Origin of the sequence: Nonomuraea sp. NPDC049646, from assembly GCF_044465525.1 — a bacterium.
Classification (GTDB): Bacteria; Actinomycetota; Actinomycetes; order Streptosporangiales; family Streptosporangiaceae; genus Nonomuraea.
The window spans coordinates 361,414-379,242 of the sequence record NZ_JBITLU010000006.1 but is presented as its reverse complement, the minus strand read 5'-3'; the positions used below and the strand labels follow the sequence as shown (position 1 = coordinate 379,242).

General features: G+C 69.3%; 21 protein-coding genes. 13 read left to right on the top strand and 8 right to left on the bottom strand.

The annotated features are described in order from the left end of the window. The first annotated feature begins 4 nt into the window (after nucleotides 1-4). From ACIBQ8_RS20290 to ACIBQ8_RS20255, 8 genes are all read left to right on the top strand, one after another. Entirely contained in the window at nucleotides 5-985 is a 981-nt protein-coding gene (locus ACIBQ8_RS20290; protein WP_397192686.1) for an adenylate/guanylate cyclase domain-containing protein, read from the top strand. 15 nt (nucleotides 986-1,000) lie between these two features. After that, nucleotides 1,001-2,086, top strand: coding sequence for an S-(hydroxymethyl)mycothiol dehydrogenase (locus tag ACIBQ8_RS20285; protein ID WP_397192685.1), 1,086 nt, complete (start codon nucleotides 1,001-1,003; stop codon nucleotides 2,084-2,086). Continuing rightward, entirely contained in the window at nucleotides 2,086-2,706 is a 621-nt protein-coding gene (locus ACIBQ8_RS20280; RefSeq protein WP_397170334.1) for an MBL fold metallo-hydrolase, read from the top strand. The genes ACIBQ8_RS20285 and ACIBQ8_RS20280 overlap by 1 nt, the downstream gene beginning before the upstream one ends. A gap of 121 nt (nucleotides 2,707-2,827) precedes the next feature. Further along, the gene (locus ACIBQ8_RS20275) at nucleotides 2,828-3,004 is read left to right on the top strand and encodes a bacterioferritin-associated ferredoxin (RefSeq protein ID WP_125632481.1); all 177 of its coding nucleotides are present in this window, start codon (nucleotides 2,828-2,830) and stop codon (nucleotides 3,002-3,004) included. A gap of 25 nt (nucleotides 3,005-3,029) precedes the next feature. After that, nucleotides 3,030-3,515 (top strand): bacterioferritin, encoded by a 486-nt coding sequence (bfr, locus tag ACIBQ8_RS20270; protein WP_357970057.1) that lies wholly within the window; start codon nucleotides 3,030-3,032, stop codon nucleotides 3,513-3,515. 127 nt (nucleotides 3,516-3,642) lie between these two features. After that, nucleotides 3,643-4,182: a hypothetical protein gene (locus ACIBQ8_RS20265; protein WP_397170332.1), complete on the top strand. Its 540-nt coding sequence runs from the start codon at nucleotides 3,643-3,645 to the stop codon at nucleotides 4,180-4,182. Between the two features lie 267 nt (nucleotides 4,183-4,449). Then, complete coding sequence (locus ACIBQ8_RS20260) at nucleotides 4,450-5,118, top strand: response regulator transcription factor (protein WP_043620820.1); 669 nt, start codon at nucleotides 4,450-4,452, stop codon at nucleotides 5,116-5,118. A 4-nt stretch (nucleotides 5,119-5,122) separates the two neighbouring features. After that, nucleotides 5,123-6,400 (top strand): ATP-binding protein, encoded by a 1,278-nt coding sequence (locus ACIBQ8_RS20255; protein ID WP_352361812.1) that lies wholly within the window; start codon nucleotides 5,123-5,125, stop codon nucleotides 6,398-6,400. Here ACIBQ8_RS20255 and ACIBQ8_RS20250 read toward each other — a convergent pair. After that, nucleotides 6,384-6,860, bottom strand: coding sequence for a GtrA family protein (locus ACIBQ8_RS20250; protein WP_397170330.1), 477 nt, complete (start codon nucleotides 6,858-6,860; stop codon nucleotides 6,384-6,386). The genes ACIBQ8_RS20255 and ACIBQ8_RS20250 overlap by 17 nt on opposite strands. 227 nt (nucleotides 6,861-7,087) lie before the next feature. Here ACIBQ8_RS20250 and ACIBQ8_RS20245 point away from each other — a divergent pair, with 227 nt between their 5' ends. Genes ACIBQ8_RS20245 through purE form a run of 3 tightly spaced genes read left to right on the top strand, consistent with a single transcriptional unit; the run spans nucleotide 7,088 to nucleotide 9,549 of the window. Then, nucleotides 7,088-7,861, top strand: coding sequence for a hypothetical protein (locus tag ACIBQ8_RS20245; protein ID WP_397192684.1), 774 nt, complete (start codon nucleotides 7,088-7,090; stop codon nucleotides 7,859-7,861). 42 nt (nucleotides 7,862-7,903) lie between these two features. After that, nucleotides 7,904-9,052: a 5-(carboxyamino)imidazole ribonucleotide synthase gene (locus ACIBQ8_RS20240; protein WP_397170326.1), complete on the top strand. Its 1,149-nt coding sequence runs from the start codon at nucleotides 7,904-7,906 to the stop codon at nucleotides 9,050-9,052. Between the two features lie 20 nt (nucleotides 9,053-9,072). Then, nucleotides 9,073-9,549 (top strand): 5-(carboxyamino)imidazole ribonucleotide mutase, encoded by a 477-nt coding sequence (purE, locus tag ACIBQ8_RS20235; RefSeq protein WP_357702729.1) that lies wholly within the window; start codon nucleotides 9,073-9,075, stop codon nucleotides 9,547-9,549. Nucleotides 9,550-9,650: 101 nt separating this feature from the next. Here purE and ACIBQ8_RS20230 read toward each other — a convergent pair whose 3' ends face one another. Next, on the bottom strand, nucleotides 9,651-10,964 hold the full coding sequence (locus ACIBQ8_RS20230) for a UDP-glucose dehydrogenase family protein (protein ID WP_397170324.1): 1,314 nt from the start codon (nucleotides 10,962-10,964) through the stop codon (nucleotides 9,651-9,653). Nucleotides 10,965-11,087: 123 nt separating this feature from the next. Between ACIBQ8_RS20230 and ACIBQ8_RS20225 the strand changes: the two genes are divergently transcribed. Both ACIBQ8_RS20225 and ACIBQ8_RS20220 read left to right on the top strand, forming a co-directional pair. After that, complete coding sequence (locus ACIBQ8_RS20225; RefSeq protein WP_352321609.1) at nucleotides 11,088-12,251, top strand: acyl-CoA dehydrogenase family protein; 1,164 nt, start codon at nucleotides 11,088-11,090, stop codon at nucleotides 12,249-12,251. Nucleotides 12,252-12,454: 203 nt separating this feature from the next. After that, nucleotides 12,455-13,516, top strand: a complete 1,062-nt coding sequence (locus tag ACIBQ8_RS20220; RefSeq protein ID WP_397192683.1) for a hypothetical protein — start codon at nucleotides 12,455-12,457, stop codon at nucleotides 13,514-13,516. A gap of 86 nt (nucleotides 13,517-13,602) precedes the next feature. On the opposite strand, the gene ACIBQ8_RS20215 is transcribed toward ACIBQ8_RS20220, so the two are convergent. From ACIBQ8_RS20215 to ACIBQ8_RS20190, 6 genes are all read right to left on the bottom strand, one after another. Continuing rightward, on the bottom strand, nucleotides 13,603-14,889 hold the full coding sequence (locus ACIBQ8_RS20215) for a tyrosine-type recombinase/integrase (RefSeq protein WP_397192682.1): 1,287 nt from the start codon (nucleotides 14,887-14,889) through the stop codon (nucleotides 13,603-13,605). 3 nt (nucleotides 14,890-14,892) lie between these two features. Continuing rightward, a complete protein-coding gene (locus ACIBQ8_RS20210) occupies nucleotides 14,893-15,042 on the bottom strand; it encodes a helix-turn-helix transcriptional regulator (protein WP_397192681.1) in 150 nt (49 codons plus the stop codon). A 23-nt stretch (nucleotides 15,043-15,065) separates the two neighbouring features. Beyond that, nucleotides 15,066-16,385 (bottom strand): replication initiator, encoded by a 1,320-nt coding sequence (locus ACIBQ8_RS20205; protein WP_397192760.1) that lies wholly within the window; start codon nucleotides 16,383-16,385, stop codon nucleotides 15,066-15,068. 252 nt (nucleotides 16,386-16,637) lie between these two features. After that, complete coding sequence (locus ACIBQ8_RS20200) at nucleotides 16,638-16,796, bottom strand: hypothetical protein (protein ID WP_357706255.1); 159 nt, start codon at nucleotides 16,794-16,796, stop codon at nucleotides 16,638-16,640. Nucleotides 16,797-16,815: 19 nt separating this feature from the next. Continuing rightward, nucleotides 16,816-17,157 (bottom strand): hypothetical protein, encoded by a 342-nt coding sequence (locus tag ACIBQ8_RS20195; protein ID WP_397192680.1) that lies wholly within the window; start codon nucleotides 17,155-17,157, stop codon nucleotides 16,816-16,818. A 15-nt stretch (nucleotides 17,158-17,172) separates the two neighbouring features. Beyond that, the gene (locus tag ACIBQ8_RS20190) at nucleotides 17,173-17,814 is read right to left on the bottom strand and encodes a DUF2637 domain-containing protein (RefSeq protein ID WP_397192679.1); all 642 of its coding nucleotides are present in this window, start codon (nucleotides 17,812-17,814) and stop codon (nucleotides 17,173-17,175) included. Nucleotides 17,815-17,829: the final 15 nt, after the last annotated feature.

Below are 17,829 nucleotides of genomic sequence, written 5' to 3'. Positions count from 1 at the left end.
GATCGTGAACGCCACCCAACCGCCCGGCAGGCCGACCGCCGAGCAGATCGAGCGCACGCTCGTCGGCATGCCGGCCCGCCACACCCGCGCGCAGGTCGCGGCCGGGGCCGGGGTGTCGCAGGAGCTCGCCCAGCGCATCTGGCGGGCGCTCGGCTTCGCCCAGTTCCCCGACGACGCCGTGGCGTTCAGCGACGCCGACGTGGACGCGCTGCGCCGGGTGCGCAGCCTGCTCGACGGCGGCCTGCTCGACGAGCAGGCCGTCATCCGCATGGCCCGCGCGCTCGGCCAGACCACCGCCAGGCTGGCGCAGTGGCAGGCCGAGATCGTGATCGGCACGGTGATCCAGGACGCGCGCACCGACGCCGACCTCAACGGCGTCCTCGACACCGCCAAGGCGCTGCTGCCCGACTTCGAGCACCTGCTGGTGCACGTCTGGCGGGCCCAGCTCGCCGCCGCCGGCACCCGCCTGCTGGCCGTCGCCGACGACCAGGACGAGCGGGGGCCGGCCCGCGTGTCGATCGCCGTGGGCTTCGCCGACCTGGTCTCCTTCACCCGCCGCTCGCGCGAGCTGGACGAGCGGGCGCTGGCCTCGCTGGTCGAGGGCTTCGAGTCGCGCGCCGCCGACGTGGTGGCCGCGCACGGCGCGCGGCTGGTCAAGACGCTCGGCGACGAGGTGCTGTTCACCGCGCCCGCGCCGGCCCAGGCCGCCGCGATCGCCCTCGACCTCGCCGACAGCCTGGAGTTGCGCATCGGCATGGCGTACGGGCCGGTCGTGCCCATGATGGGCGACGTGTTCGGCACCACCGTCAACCTGGCCGCCCGGCTCACGGCCATCGCCCGGCCGGGCACGATCCTGGTCGACTCCGAGCTGGCCGAGGGCCTGGCCGCGGCGCCGGACGGGATCGAGGTCCACAAGATCAGGAGACGGCCGGCAAGAGGCCTCGGCGTGGTCCAGCCCTATGTCTTGCGGAGATCATCCTCCTGACACAAGATGGCTGCCATGCCGTACGAAGTGCAGGGCGTGATCGCCCGCGGTAAGGGCCAGGAAGTTTCGCTGGAGACGGTGGTCGTCCCCGACCCCGGGCCGGGCGAGGCGGTGGTGAACGTGCAGGCCTGCGGGGTCTGCCACACCGACCTGCACTATCGCGAGGGCGGGATCAACGACGACTTCCCCTTCCTGCTGGGCCACGAGGCCGCGGGCACGGTCGAGGCCGTCGGCGAGGGCGTCACCGGGCTGGCGCCCGGCGACTTCGTGATCCTCAACTGGCGCGCGGTGTGCGGCCAGTGCCGCGCCTGCCTGCGCGGCCGGCCGTGGTACTGCTTCGCCACCCACAACGCCACCCAGAAGATGACGCTCAAGGACGGCACCGAGCTGTCGCCCGCGCTCGGCATCGGCGCGTTCCTGGAGAAGACGCTGGTGGCCGCCGGCCAGTGCACCAAGGTGTCGGCCGAGGCGCCGGCCCAGGTCGCGGGCCTGCTGGGCTGCGGCGTGATGGCCGGCATCGGCGCGGCGATCAACACCGGCGGCGTGACGCGCGGCGACAGCGTGGCCGTGATCGGCTGCGGCGGCGTCGGCGACGCGGCTGTCCTCGGGGCGTCGCTGGCCGGGGCGTCCCGGATCATCGCCGTCGACGTCGACGACCGCAAGCTGGAGTGGGCCCGCGGGTTCGGCGCGACGCACACGGTCAACTCGCGGGAGAGCGACCCGGTCGAGGCGATCCGCGACCTGACCGGCGGGTTCGGCGCGGACGTGGTGATCGATGCGGTCGGCCGGCCTGAGACGTACGAGCAGGCGTTCCACGCCCGCGACCTGGCCGGCACGGTCGTCCTGGTGGGCGTGCCGACGCCGGAGATGCGGCTGGAGCTGCCGCTGCTCGACGTGTTCGGCCGCGGCGGCGCGCTGAAGTCGTCCTGGTACGGCGACTGCCTGCCCTCGCGGGACTTCCCGATGCTGATCGACCTGTTCCTGCAGAACCGGCTGCCGCTCGACCGGTTCGTCACCGAGACGATCGGGCTCGACCAGGTCGAGGAGGCGTTCGCGAAGATGCACCGCGGCGAGGTGCTGCGCTCGGTGGTGGTGCTCTGATGATCGACCGCGTCATCACCTCCGGCACGTTCTCGCTCGACGGCGGCACCTGGGAGGTCGACAACAACGTCTGGCTGGTCGGCGACGCGCGCGAGGTCGTGATCATCGACGCCGCGCACGACGCCGACGCCATCGCCGCGCGGGCCGGCGGCCGCCGGGTCAAGGCCATCGTGTGCACCCACGCCCACAACGACCACGTCAACGCCGCCGCCCGGCTGGCCGAGCTGACCGGCGCGCCGATCCTGCTGCACCCGGCCGACCAGGTGCTCTGGGAGCAGGTGTACGGGCCGGAGGTGGCGTACACGCCGCTGGCCGACGGCGAGAAGATCTCGGTGGGCGGGGTGGCCCTGGAGGTGCTGCACACGCCGGGCCACTCGCCGGGCGCGGTCTGCCTGCACGCGCCCGACGCGGGCGTGCTGTTCAGCGGCGACACGCTCTTCAAGGGCGGCCCGGGGGCGACCGGGCGGTCGTACTCGTCGTTCGACACGATCATCGAGTCGATCGCCGGGCGGCTGCTGTCCCTGCCGCCGGAGACGGTCGTGCACACGGGTCACGGCGACTCCACGTCCATCGGGGCGGAGGCGCCGCACCTGGAGGAGTGGCGGGCGAGAGGCCACTGACCTGCGGGGTCAGGTGAATGTGACGCCTCTAACATAGGCAAGCCTTACCGAAGTGAGCTATCTTAGGTGTGCCTAACCTAAAGGCGTCCCCTTCCTGCTCGCTTGAGAGGCCTGTCCCCGGATGTATGTATGCATTTGTCGTGCTGTGACCGAGAACGAGGTCCACGACTGCATCGCCTCCGGGGCGAAGAGCGCGAAGCAGATTCGCGACACCACTGGGGCCGGTGGGGACTGTGCCCGTTGTGTACGGAAGATCTGTGCGATCCTGAAGCAGTCTGAAGAACTGACGACCGCATAGCCGCACCGTGACGAGGGGCCCGTTCATGCAGGGCGACAAGCAGATCATCGAACTCCTCAACGAACAGCTGACCGCCGAGCTCACGGCGATCAACCAGTACTTCCTGCACGCGAAGATGCAGGAGAACTGGGGATACACCAAGCTGGCCAAGCACACGCGCGACGAGTCCTTCGAGGAGATGCGCCACGCCGAACGGCTGACCGACCGCATCCTGTTCCTCGAAGGGCTGCCCAACTACCAGCGCCTGGGCACGCTGCACATCGGCCAGACCGTCGAGGAGCAGCTCAAGGCCGACCTTGAGGTCGAGCTGGCAGTGGTCGAACGGCTGCGCCCGGCGATCCAGCTCATGAGGGAGAAGGGCGACATCACCTCCGCCCGCATCTTCGAGGACATCCTTGAGGACGAGGAGGAGCACATCGACTACCTGGAGACCGAGCTGGGCCTGATGCGCAGCCTGGGCGAGCAGCTCTACCTCGCCCGCTACGCCGAGCCCCACTCCGTCGACGACTAGAGCCCCCCTGATCTCTCCGGCCCCGCCGCCCGCCCGGGCGGCGGGGCCGTCGTCTTCGGGCCGCTCGCCGCCCACTGACGGATACTGGGGGAGGCGAGCCCAGGACACCTGTGAGGGAGTGGTCTCCATGCTCTATCTCTTCGGCTTCGAGCGCATCGGCGTGGCCGTCGGCGACCTGTACTTCGTCGACCCCGACCCGGGTGAGCACCAGGAGGGCGCCGAGCACGGCGTGCGCCTGGAGATCCGCAGGCTCGCGCCGGGCGAGCTCAAGGGGTCGATCTACTCGGCCCGTCCGATCGTCGTCGATCAGCTCATCTGGCGGGTCGACCTGCTGGAGTCGGTCGACGGCACGCCGGGCAGCTTCGACCGTACGCACCACCACCCGGGCTCCAGCGGCTGGGAGCCCGACCGGCGGGTGTTCGACGAGGAGCTGTCGGCCGAGCCGCTGAAGTGGCTGGGGGAGCGGCTGGCCGACCTCGACGGCGTGCTGCGGCAGTCGGGAGTCGATCCCGCCGAGGTCGGCGCGGGCGACGCGGCGAGCCTGCGGGAGACCGCCCCCGAGATCGTCGACACGGTCCGCCGCCTGCTCGACCGGGTGCGCGCCGGCGAGCTCGGCACCGCCCCGGCCGGCGGTCCGGCGGCGTCCGTCCGGTCGAGCTGGCTCTGAACGGCACGTTCCAGGCATTCCGGCGCCCGGATCGGGGTATCACGCTCCGGGCGCCGCGCCGGGCGCGACGCGTCCCGCGGATGCGGGCGTACGTGGTGTGATGGGAAAGCCTGGAGCGCTTTGTGTTTTCCCCTCGATAATCGCGGTAATTTAATCACGACTAACCCTTATTTAGCTTCGTTTGCCCAGGTCAATGGATAGGTCAACGACAAGTCAAACCGCGCGCTGTGCCCGGGAAACGATCGCCTAAGGTCCTACGATCGCTTCATGACCTGCGTACTTCTCGCCGAGGATGACACCTCGATCTCCGAGCCACTCGCGCGTGCGCTACGCCGCGAGGGCTATCAGGTAGAGGTGAGCCCCGACGGCCCGCAGGCCCTGGAGAGGGCCCTGTCGGGCGGCATCGACCTCATCGTTCTCGACCTCGGGCTGCCAGAGATGGACGGTCTTGAGGTCGCGCGCCGGATCCGTGCCGAGGGGCACGGCACCCCGGTTCTGATACTCACGGCCCGCGTGGACGAGGTGGACACCGTCGTCGGCCTCGACGCCGGCGCCGACGACTACGTGACCAAGCCGTTCCGGCTGGCCGAGCTGCTGGCCCGGGTGCGCGCGCTGCTGCGGCGCGGCACCTCCGAGACCCCGGTCGTGCAGGGGGTCCGCATCGACGCCGACTCCCGCCGCGCCTGGATGGGGGAGAAGGAGCTGCACCTGACGACCAAGGAGTTCGACCTGCTGCGGGTCCTGGTCCGCGACGCCGGCAAGGTCGTCACCCGGGAGCAGATCATGCGCGAGGTGTGGGACACCAACTGGTGGGGTTCGACCAAGACCCTCGACATGCACATCTCCTGGCTGCGCCGCAAACTCGGCGACGATGCCGCCAAGCCCCGATACATCACGACGGTCCGGGGAGTCGGCTTCCGGTTCGAACGCGAGTAGGCGCATGCGCCGTCGACTGCTCTCCTCCACACTGGTCGTCGCGGTCATCGCGGTCCTGTTGCTGGGGGTCCCCCTGGGCGTCGTGGTCAGCCGTCTGATCGTCGACGAGGCGGCTCAGGAGCTCGGGGCGGAAGCCAAGCGTCTCGTGGGCGAGGTCGAGTACGCCCGGGTCCAGGAGACCCCGCTCGACCCGCAACAACTGGAACAGAAGTACCCGGGCAGGTACATCCAGATCTGGGAACGCGGAACCCCTCTGCGGGTGACCGTCGTCGGCACGGCGCCGGCGTCGGGTCACCTGATGACCGAGGACGCCCAGACCAACACCGGTGTCTACGTCCGGATAAGTCGTGACCGGGATCAGGTCGAGCGCGACGTCCGGGCCAGGCTGCTGCTGATCGTGGCGCTGGCCGTCGCGGCGCTCGCGGTGGCCGTGAGCCTGGCCGTCGTACAGTCACGCAGACTGACGCTGCCCCTGCAGGACCTGGCGAAGATCGCCGAGCGGCTGGGGTCGGGCGACGCGCGGCCGAGCAAGCACCGCTACGGCATCCCCGAGCTGGACCGCGTGGCCCAGGTGCTCGACCGCAGCGCCACCCGCATCTCCGACCTGCTCACCCGCGAACGCGAGTTCGCCACCGACGCCTCCCATCAGCTCCGCACGCCCCTGACCGGCCTGACCATGCGCCTGGAGGAGATCGTCGCCGCCTCGAACGAGCCGGAGGTCGTCCGCGAGGAGGGCGAGGCGGCCATCGTGCAGGCCGAGCGCCTGACCGCGGTGATCGACGAGCTGCTCGCGGCGGCCCGTCGCCAGCGCCACGCCCAGGCCGAGCCCGTCGCCATCGACGAGGTGCTGATCCAGCAGATCACCGAGTGGGAGCCGGTCTTCCGCGAGGCGGGCCGCACGCTGCACCTCGACGGCACCCGCGGCCTGAAGGCGATGGCCACCACCGGCGGCTTCGGCCAGGTCATCGCCTCGCTGCTGGAGAACTCCCTGCGCCACGGCGGCGGCACGGTCACCGTCACCAGCACCTGCGGCGACAACTACATCGTGATCGAGGTCGCCGACGAGGGCCCCGGCATCGCCGACGAGATCGCACCCAAGATCTTCGAACGCAACGTCAGCGGCGGCGGAGGCACCGGCCTCGGGCTCACCCTCGCCCGCGCGCTGGCCGCCGCCGACGGCGGACGGCTGGAACTGGTGCGCCGCCGGCCGGCGACGTTCGCCATCTTCCTGCGCCCGGCCGAGGAGGACAGCAGGAACCGCGTGGTCAGCGGTCCTGCCTGAGCTCCGGCAGCTCCACCGGGATCGGCTCGGTGGCCTCCAGGAACACCCACTTCTTGTACGACCAGTAGCGGAACAGCGTGCCGAGGCCGACGCCGGCGAAGTTGGCGATGTTCAGGCTCAGGCCGTCGTGCAGGTGGAGGGTGTACTTGGTGAAGCCGATCACCAGCAGGCCGAAGAGCAGGGCGACGCCGTTGAGCAGGAAGAACAGGAAGTATTCGCGGCCGAGGCCGCTCTGCTCGCGGTGGCGGAAGGTCCAGAAGCGGTTGCCCAGGTACGCGAAGGTCGCCGAGATCGTGGTGGCGAGCACCTTGGAGGTGAGGGGGCCCCACTCGAAGCCGAGCAGGAAGAGGTTGTAGACACCCGTGTCGAGCAGAAAGGCGACGGCCCCGATGCTCCCGAATTTCGCCAGTTCGTGAACCAGGGACTCGAACCGCTGGTAGAGGCGCTTGGCAAACTCCACGTCCGCGCTCGGTCCTTCCCCTCGGCGAGACTGACCACCTCAGCGTACCGGCGATGTCGTACGGCCGGTGTCAGGGGGCCGAACATGCCCCGCAAAGACCACTTCTAGAAATATCGCCTTATGGGCGGCATTTCTGAAAGATCGGCATTACGCTGCCGTTCAGATCGCGGGCCCGCCCGCGATGTCGGACCTGCCGCTCCAGACGGCCGCCCTCCCGGGAGCCACCTGTGCCGCTTCGACTGCTCGCGTTGGTCCTGGCCCTGCTCACCGCGGGCTGTGGCGCGACCGGCGGCGCCCCGGTGCTCCAGGAGGACCGCACGCCTGCCCCGGCAGCCGCGCCACGGGTCGACCCGGCGACCGCCGAGCAGGCGTTCTCGCTGCTCAGGCAGCTCGACGAGGCCTGGCAGCGGCGGGACTGCGCCGCCGTACGGGAGCTGACCACGTGGGCGGAGCGGACGCTGGACGGCCGTGCCTGCGAGGCGACCCGGAACGGCCGTCCAGCCCGTCCAGCCGACCCCGTCTACCTGCTGCCGGACGCGGGCGACTGGTTCGCCGCGCTGGCCCGCGAGCCCTCGCCCGCGTACTACCTGTTCTTCCTGGAGGACGGCCGCTGGCGGCTGGGCGCGGGGCCGGTCCCGGTGCCCGGCGAGCCGGCGCGGGAGGCCGCCGAGGCGCCGTCGTCGCTGGTCAGGCAGGCCCGGCTGGTGCCGCAGCGGCACCTGACGTACCTCACCGACCCGGCCGGGGTGGCGGGCGTGCGCTTCCCGCCGGGGGACCCGCTGCGCGGGCTGCTCAAGGACGTCACCGCGAACCGGGCCGACGTCGAGCTGTTCGGCACGCGTACCCTCGCGATCCCGGTGGCCGCCGGGTCCGTCCTGGTGTTCGACGCGGTGCGGCTCACGTACGAGGGCGGGCGCACGGATCTGGTGGTGATGGCCGGCCTCGTCGGCACGGGCAACCGGATCAGGACGCTCGGGCTGCGCCGGGGGCGGGCGAGTTGACAACGGCGAGGTAGTCGTTCCGTCCCGGTAAGCTCACCTCACGTGAGTTCCTACAGTCCCATCGGGCCGGTCGTCGGCATCGTCGGCGCCGGTCAGCTCGCCCGGATGACGCAGCCGCCGGCCATCGCGCTCGGGGTCGAGCTGCGGGTGCTGGCCGCCGCCCCCGGGGAGAGCGCCGCACGAGTGATCGTCGACACCCAGGTCGGAGACTACCGCGACCTGGCCGACCTGCGGGCCTTCGCCCAGGGCTGCGACGCGATCACGTTCGACCACGAGCACGTGCCGACCGAGCACATCAGGGCCCTGATCGCCGACGGCCACGCCGTCCACCCGGGCGCCGACGCGCTCGTGCACGCACAGGACAAAGCCGTCATGCGCGAACGGCTGACCGCGATCGGCGTGCCCTGCCCGGCCTGGGCCAGGGTCGCCTCGGCGGCGGACGCCGCGGCGTTCGCCGACGAGCACGGCTGGCCGGTCGTGCTGAAGTCGGTGCGCGGCGGCTACGACGGGCGCGGCGTGTGGGTCTGCCGCACCCCCGACGACGTGGCCGAGGCGTTCGCCACCGGCGTCGAGCTGATGGCTGAGGCTTTCGTGCCGTTCGAGCGGGAGCTCGCGGTGCTGGTGGCCCGCTCGCCCCACGGGCAGGGCGTCAGCTACCCGGTCGTGGAGACCGTGCAGCAGGACGGCATCTGCGTCGAGGTGCTCGCCCCCGCCCCCGGCATGGACCCCGAGGACGCCGCCGTCGCCCAGCGCATCGGCCTGAAGATCGCCCACGAGCTGGGCGTGACCGGGCTGCTGGCGGTGGAGCTGTTCCAGACCGCCGGCGGGCTCGTGGTGAACGAGCTGGCCATGCGCCCCCACAACAGCGGCCACTGGACGATCGAAGGCTCCACCACGTCCCAGTTCGAGCAGCACCTGCGGGCCGTGCTCGACCTGCCGCTCGGCTCGCCCGCGATGACCGCCCCGGTCGTCGTCATGGCCAACCTGCTGGGCGGCGACGACCCCGACCTGTTCAAGCGCTACGAGCACGTGCTGGCCCACGACCCCGGCATCAAGCTGCACTTCTACGGCAAGGAAGTGCGTCCGGGCCGCAAGATCGGGCACGTCACGGCCCTGGGCGCCGATCTCGACAAGGTCCGCGCCCGCGCCCGCCACGCCGCCGTCTACCTCATGACCGGGGAGTACACGTGACAGCTCGAATCGGGATCGTCATGGGGTCGGATTCCGACTGGCCCGTGATGAAGGCCGCGGCCGAGGCCGTGGCGGAGTTCGGGGTGCCGTTCGAGGCCGACGTCGTCTCGGCCCACCGCATGCCGGTCGAGATGATCGAGTACGGCCGGCAGGCGGCCTCCCGCGGCATCCGGGTGATCATCGCGGGGGCCGGCGGGGCGGCGCACCTGCCCGGCATGCTGGCCTCGGTGACGCCGCTGCCGGTGATCGGGGTGCCGGTGCCGCTGAAGTACCTCGACGGGATGGACTCCCTGCTGTCGATCGTCCAGATGCCGGCCGGGGTGCCGGTGGCCACGGTGGCGGTCGGGGGCGCGCGCAACGCGGGGCTGCTGGCCGTCCGCATCCTCGGGGCCTCAGACGCCGGGCTGCGCGAGCGCATGGAGGAGTTCCAGGGGCGTCTCAAGGAGCAGGCGTACGCCAAGGGTGAGAAGCTGCGCGCGGAGGCCGCGGAGCTCTGAGCAGGCAACTCAGGGCCGTCCAGGGGCAGAACGGACTTACCCGGGCGCCCGGTTCCCCGTGCTGAGGGGTCCCGGGCGTTCGGGAAGGCGCCGCGCGGAGGTCACGGGCGGCCGAGCGCCCGGTAGTGCCAGCCGGCCGAGCGCCACACCTCGGAGTTGAGCGCGTTGCGGCCGTCGACGATGCGCCGGGTCGCGACCACCGCGCCCAGCTCCTCCGGATCGAGCTCCAGGAACTCTTTCCACTCCGTCAGCAGCAGCACCACGTGCGCCCCGCGGACCGCCTCGACGGCCGACTCGCCGTAGTTCAGCTCCGGGTGAGCCTTGCGAGCGTTGTCGAGCGCGATCGGGTCGTAGACGGTGACCTGTCCGCCCTGGTGGCCGATCGTCACGGCGACGTCCAGGGCGGGGGAGTCGCGAATGTCGTCCGAGTTCGGCTTGAAGGCCGCGCCCAGCACGCCGACCGTGCACCCGTGGAACGAGCCGCCCGCCAGCTCCCGGGCCAGGTCGACCATGCGGGCGCGGCGGCGCATGTTGATCGCGTCGACCTCGCGCAGGAACGTCAGCGCCTGGTCGGCGCCCAGCTCGCCGGCCCGTGCCATGAAGGCCCTGATGTCCTTGGGCAGGCAGCCGCCGCCGAAGCCGAGCCCGGCGTTGAGGAAGCGCCCGCCGATGCGGTCGTCGTACGACAGCGCCTCGGACAGCTGCTTGACGTCGGCGTGCGCGGCCTCGCAGACCTCGGCCATGGCGTTGATGAAGGAGATCTTGGTGGCCAGGAAGGCGTTGGCCGCCGTCTTGACCAGCTCCGACGTCGCGAAGTCGGTCACCACGAACGGGACGTCCCCGAGCGGCGCGTACACGTCGCGCAGCACCTTCTCGGCCCGCTCCGAGCGCACGCCGAGCACGATGCGGTCGGGGTGCAGGGTGTCCTCCACCGCGAAGCCCTCGCGCAGGAACTCGGGGTTCCAGGCCAGCTCGACGCCCACGCCCGCCGGCGACAGGCGGGCGAGCTTGTCGGCCATGCGCTCGGCGGTGCCGACCGGCACGGTGGACTTGCCGACGACCAGGCACTCGCGGTCGAGAAGCGGCGCGAGCGACTCGATGGCGCTGTCCATGTACGACACGTCCGCGGCGTACTCGCCCTTCTTCTGCGGCGTGCCGACGCAGACGAAGTGCACGTCGCCGAAGGCGGCGACCTCTTCGTAGGAGCTGGTGAAGCGAAGACGCCCGGAGTCGAGCCCACGGCGGAGCACGGGTTCCAGCCCGGGCTCGTGGATGGGGAGCTCACCGTCGTTCAGCCGGCGGATCTTGTCCGCGTCAATGTCGAGGCCAAGGACTTCGAATCCGAGATCCGCCATGCAGGCCGCATGCGTGATGCCCAGGTATCCGGTCCCGATCACCGTGAGGCGATATGGCACGAGCGAGCTCCTTTCGATCGCCAGGCATGCTACCGGCCTTCGCTACCTCCTTCGTGCCACCTGCGTCTGTTCGCAAACCGTACTAGCTGGTAACAAAGTGCTCGGACGTCCTAGTATCTATGCATGAGCTTCCCTCTCTATGCGCCCGCCGAAGAGCACGACATGCTCAGGGAGACGGTCCGCGCCCTGGCCGACGAGAAGATCGCGCCGCAGGCCGCGGCGGCCGACGAGTCCGAAGAGTTCCCCTGGGACGTCTACAAGGCCCTCGTCGCCGCCGACCTGCACGCCGTCCACGTTCCCGAGGAGTACGGGGGCGCCGGGGCGGACGCGCTGGCCGCGGTGATCGTCATCGAGGAGGTCGCGCGGGCCTGCGCGTCGTCCTCGCTCATCCCGGCCGTGAACAAGCTGGGCACCGTGCCGCTCCTGCTCTCGGCGTCCGAGGAGCTCAAGCAGCGTTACCTCGCGCCGGTGGCGAGGGGCGAGGCCATGTTCTCGTACGCGCTGTCCGAGCCGGAGGCGGGCTCCGACGCCGCCGCCATGAAGACCCGCGCCGTCCTCGACGGCGACCACTACGTGCTCAACGGCACCAAGATGTGGATCACCAACGCCGGCGTCTCCGAGTACTACACGCTGATGGCCGTGACCGACCCGTCCGCCGGCGCCCGGGGCATCTCCGCCTTCGTGGTGGAGAAGTCCGACGAAGGCGTCTCCTTCGGGCCGAAGGAGAAGAAGCTCGGCATCAAGGCTTCGCCCACCCGCCAGGTGATCCTGGAGAACGTGCGCATCCCGGCGTCCCGCATGATCGGCGAGCCAGGCACCGGCTTCAAGACGGCCCTCGCCACCCTCGACCACACCCGCGTCACCATCGCCGCCCAGGCGCTGGGCATCGCCCAGGGCGCCCTCGACTACGCGATCGGCTACGTCAAGGAGCGCAAGCAGTTCGGCCGTCCGATCGGCGACTTCCAGGGCCTGCAGTTCATGATCGCCGACATGGCGATGAAGCTGGAGGCGGCCAGGCAGCTGACGTACCGCGCCGCCGCCAAGAGCGAGCTGGCGATGCACGGACAGCCGCAGAAGGACCTGACGTTCCTGTCGAGCGCCGCCAAGTGCGCCGCCTCGGACGCCGCCATGGAGATCACCACAGATGCGGTGCAGCTTTTGGGCGGGTACGGGTACACGAAGGACTTCCCGGTGGAACGCATGATGCGCGACGCCAAGATCACCCAGATCTACGAGGGCACCAACCAGATCCAGCGCATGGTGATGGCCCGCCAGCTCCTCAAGTAGGCGTTGACCTGCGAGAACCCTGCTCCCATCCTCTGGGAAGCAGGGTTCCTTATGTGAGGCTCGACATTCCTTAGAGGGCCAGGTTCCGTGGCTGTTCCGTGGAGCTCGCGTGCAAGAGATCCGACTATGAGTGAAGTGTCGGTAGGTCTCTGTAGTCTCTGCTGCGACATGGCTGTGACCGCGAGCTGACGAGGGGGTCGGCAATGAGCGCGAACCAGTACCGAAGCCAACTGGAGCGCAAACGCAAACAGCGCATCGAGGCAGAGAAGAAGGCTGGGGAGTACCGAAGTAAGGAGACCGCGAAACGCACGGCGGCGGCCAAGGCACGTACGGCAGCAGCCAAGGCCGGGAGTAGCAGCATGATGACCAGTAAGCTCCGCGAGGCTGAACGCTTCGACAAGGACGCGGCCACAGCTGGTAAGGAGGCGGGCCGTTGGGGGGGCAAGGCGGTTGGTTACGCCAAAGAGGAGGCCAGCTTGCAAAGCAAGCTCGCCACGGCTGAGCAAGCCGAGCGAGACGCGGCTGAGCGCAAGCGTCAGCGCGAGCAGCAGCAAGCGCAGCGTCAGCGTGCAGCTGAGAGCGCATCCCTCCAACATCGGATCAGCCACACGGAGTCGATCATGCAAAGAGCCATCCGAGAACTACGGGCGCCCAAGCCTGAGAAGCTTCGAGTTTTGATCTTGGGGGCCGCGTCTCGGGGGGACCTGCGCGTCGGCCGGGAGCAGAAGCGCATCCGTAGTGCTGTCAACTCTGCACTGCACCGGGACCTCATCGAGCTTGATGTGCGGCCGGCCGCGACGACCGCTGATCTTCTCGACGGAATCACCGGCTTCCGCCCCCATGTTGTCCACTTCTCTGGTCACAGTGACGATGACCTCATCGAGTTCGAGGATGAACGCGATGAGCGCCATGATGGAGTCGTAGTCAGCGCACGCGCTTTCGCTGCCGCGGTAAAGGCTACGGACGATCCTCCGCTGCTGGTGCTCTTGAACTCGTGCAACTCTGCTGCCCAGATCGATCGCCTCGTAGAGGAAGTCACCCCCTTTGCGATCGGGATGGCGGACGAGGTTGATGACGGCGACGCCATTACATACGCCGCCCAGTTCTATGCCGCCGTCGCGAACGGGCAATCCATCAACTCTTCCCACCTATCGGCCCAAGCGGCACTCCAACTCGCGGGACTGTCCGGCGCCGATCTGCCCACATTGGCCTGGGCCGATGATGTGGATCCTGCGACGACGATTCTTGTTAAGCCAGCTGAATGATCGGCCTTCCTCGGCTATGTTCTGAGGGGGGCATGGTCGGGCTGGAAAGCCTCAATGCCCCCAAGCCGTACCTCGCGGCATAAGCGTTAAAGGCAACTGGTGATGTCCTTCGGGTTTCCTTCGGTTTCCTGATTGCCGGAGACAACGCGGACGTGGAAAAACCGATCATCGATGGCCTTTCGTGCGCGGCCGTAGGAGCCGGGCATCATGTGGGCGTACACGCGGAGAGTGAAGCCGGGGTCGGCGTGGCCGAGGTATTCGGCGAGCTCCTTGACCGAGACGCCGCCGGCCAGCATGACGCTCGCGTAGTAGTGCCGAAGTTGGTGCAGCCCCTCCTTGCGAGAGGTTGCGTAGCGGCTCCGCTGGCGTCCGTCCCTGTCCGGTGCAGGGATCACGCCTGCTCGGACCAGGGCGGGCTTCCAGATCGTTTCGCTGTAGCTTCTGGCCTTGATGAAGCGGTCGTCCGTCCAGCGGAACAACAGGTTGTGTGTATGAAGCTTGCCGTCTGTCTTCTCCCAGGGCAGGGAGCAGGTCAGCGGGGGATGAGTCGAGACGTGCCGCTTGATGGCTTCAGCGGCCCACTCAGGCAGCGGTACGACCCTCTCGCGGTCGTTCTTGGGCAGGGCGAAGACGTGGTCCGTTCCTAGCTTCTTGATCTGTCGTCGTACGCGGAGAAGACGGTCCTCGAAGTCGACGTCTTCGAGGGCCAGGCCGAACAGCTCGCCCTGCCGCAGTCCGCATGCGGCGCCGAGCATCGGCAGTAGGCGGAAGAGGGCAGGGTGAGCGTCGATCAGAGCGTGGACCCGTTCGTCCGACCAGGCCGTTATCTCTTCGGACACGCGCTTCGGCACTTGGACGATGGGGGACTTGGCGGGACTTCGTTTGATGGCCTCGTCCGCGACGGCAAGGTCAAGGATGCCCTGGAGAACCAAAAAGGCCGTCTGTACGGTCGAGGTCTCGAAGCGGCTGCTCAGGTTACTGATCCACGACTGGATCTGGGATGGCTTGATGCTCTTCACCTGGCGTTTGGCGTAGGTCGGTGCGACGTGGAGGCGGTGGATGTACTCGTATCGGATCTTGGTCGAGGGGTCCACGATGCGGGAGGCGAGCCAGCGTTCGGCGAGGTCGCCGAAGAGCACCTTGCCGGCGTTCGGGTCGATGTAGTCGCCGCGGGCGATGTCGGCGCCCATGGTCGCGATCTTGCGCTCGGCGTCGGCCTTGCGGTCATAGGCGGTCGAGCACTCCTTGCCTTCGGGGTCCACCCAGACGGCGAGCCAGCGCTTGCCCTTGCCGTACCGGGTGGTCCTGACCTTTCGGGGTTTGCCGTCCTGGTCGCGCACCGTCTTGGTCCACAGGTCCTTGACGAAGGCCATGGCTTACTCCTGGTCCTGGACCCAGGACATGACGTCCTCGGGCACGTAGCGCAGATGGCGGCCGATCCTGTGGCCTCTGGGGCCGGTGCGGTGGTGTCGCCATTGGTAGAGCGTGGCGATCGGAACACCGAGGAACGTGGCTACGTCCTGCACAGTCCAGAGCTTGCTGAGAGTGCTCATAGGCACCCTCCGGTGATGGCGGCGGCGAGAAGTTGATCGCCTAGAGAGTGGCCCTTGCCCGCGTACTCCCATTCGCTGATCACGAGGACGGCGTCCTCGTCGAAGAGGGGGAGGCGGCCAGTCGTGATCTCGCTTTCTCGGGCGTGGTGTTCGCGGTCGGCTCGGATGTCGCCAAGGGTGGTGGAGTAGCGGCGGGAGCGGGTGGAGAAGTGGCCGCGGAAGCCGAGCATGTGAGCCCAGTCGGCGAGGCGGAGTTCGGCGAGGTCTGGTTCCGTGCCGAGTTCCATGCAGGTGGTGATGAGGCGGCGGGCGTGATCGCGGAGGTTGTACAGGGTCAGGTCGTCGAGAGGGTTGATGCGGCGGTCCAGGGTGCCAACGCATTCGGCGGCTTTGGTGGCGTACTTGGCGATGTAGCCGGCGACGGCTTGGTCGGTGAGGTCGCCGTTCAGGGTGATGGGGCGGATGTCGAGTTGGGTGCCCCAGCGTAGGACTCGTTCGGGCTGGTCGGCGTAGGCGGGAGCCTTGGCGGTGACGGCCTTGGCGGCGTGCTGGATGGCTTGGGTCAGGACGTCGGCGGTGGCCCAGGTAGGTGGCGGCGTGGCGGGACCGCCGGGGCCGTCGAGGCGGATGACGGCGTGGAAGTGGACGACGCCGCGGCGCTGGTATTCGGCGACTTTGGCGAAGGAGAGGGTGAGGTGGTGGCGGAGGTCCTTGAGAAGTAGGCCGCCGAGTTTGGCCAGGTGGCGGCGTACGGAGTCGGCGAAGCGCTTCCACAGCAGCGGGGCCAGGGCGTTGAACAGGACGGAGCCGGTGTAGTCGTAGCAGTCGGGGCAGAGCGGTTCGCCCAGGCGTGGGTCGTCCTTGCTGTGGCGTTGGGTGCAGGACATGACTTGGCCGTGTGGGCAAGTGGTGGCGTTGCGTCGGGCGTGGCAGGGCTGGGCCTTGCCGTGGTGTTCGCGGCGGGCGTGGACCAAGCCGAAGGACGGGGCGGTCAGGGTGATGAACAGGGTTGGGTGGGTGGTGACGGTCTCGGGGACGCCCTTGCCGCCAACAAGGCCGGCGCGGATGAGGTGGTAGGTGTCGGCGCGGTAGGTGTCGGCGCAGGACGGGCAGCGGGAGGCGCGGCGGGTCTTGCACGGGACGCGCAGGATCTCGTCGGGCTCGGTGCGCGTGGTGTAGCGGTGCAGGAGTTGGCCGGTGGCGCGGTCGTAGTGGTCGACCTTGCCGCGGAGGTGGATGGGCTGACGGCAGCCGCCCGTGGCGCGGATCTGATTGGCCCAGCGGTCGTAATGAGGGTGGTTGAGTCGCGCGATCATGCCCGCTTTGGCGTGCGCGGTGGCGTGGGTTGTGGGCAAGATGGAGACCTCCTTTCGCTCGTTCGGGTGAAGGGATGGCCCTCGACCTGGCAGTCGTCTTGGCGGATGTGCGGCCAGGCCGGGGGCGCTGCGCGTTATGCGCCGTGGTTGTCGATGCCGGTGCCGTCGCAGTCGAGGCAGCGGGCGTCGTCGGAGTCGATTCCGGTGCCATTGCAGGTGCAGCAGCGGTAGTGGATCACCTCGTCCATCAGGTCACTTCCTGTCACGGGCGGTGGTGAGGTAGATGCGCCAGTGATGCGGGCGGGTGCGGTCGGGGTAGACGCGTGAGACGCCAATGACGGTGAAGTGCAGGCGTAGGCGGAACAGGGCGTCGACGATCTCGGCTCGGGTGCCGTCGATGCGGATGCGCATGCTCGGGTCCCTTCTCCGGTCAGGTGGCAGGCGTGGGGTCGGATTGGATGCAGCCGCGGTAGCTGGCTTCGGCGGCGTGGCGGGCGCGGGCGGCGGCCAGGATGGCGACGGCGCGGTACTCCACCGGGCCGAACAGGCGCGAGGTGGCGTAGTGGCCGTACGGGGAGTCCTCGTAGTCGATCTGCGAGCCGACGAGGGCGGCGATCTGGTCGATTTCGGCGCGTTGGTCGGCGTCGCTGGCCTGGTCGGTGAAGTGGTGGACGGTGACGCTGGAGGAGACGGGTACGTCGGGATGGGCTTCCAAGAAGGCGGCCAGGTCGAGCAGGCCGTTGATGAGGGCGATGCGGCGGTCGTTTGTCATGGGTCGGTTCTCCCTTCAGGCGGTGCGCAGAGTGCGCAGCAGATCGGCGGCGAGTTGGTTGGACACGCCCAGGTGGGCGCGTAGGGCATCTCGGGTGATGGGCTTGCCGTGCCGGCTGTGGTGTTCGTCGGCTACACGGCGGGCGTAGTCGATCAGGGCGGGCGCGAGGTCGCTGTCCCGCTCGTCGTCCTCGTCCTGGGCGTTGGACGGGACGAGTTCCGGAGCCGAGGACGAAGCCAGGACGGGCGAGGACACCACAGCAGTGGATGGTTCCGGGCGGGTGGCGCGGCGTTCCAGCATCGAGACGGCGATCAGGAAGGCGGCGGCCGGGGTCGCGGCGGTGATCCAGCCCCAGGCGGTCGGGTCGGCTTGGGCTAGGTTGGCGGCCAGGGACAGGACGATCCCGCCGGTCAGGACAAGGACGGGCCACGAGAGCCGACCCCGCCGGCGGTTGCCGTTCCTCTTGTCGCGCTGGCGTTCGCGGGCGGCCATGACGCAGGTCAGGTCGATGCAGACGGCGACCGCCCAGGACATCCAGCCGGTCTGGCCGTGCTCGGTGGCGGTGTCGCGAATGTGGGTGAACGATCCGGCACCCGCGATGGCGGCCAGGACGAGGACCGGGCCGGTGTCGAGCAGCCAGCAGGCGAAGCGTCGCATCGTTCCTCCCTTCGT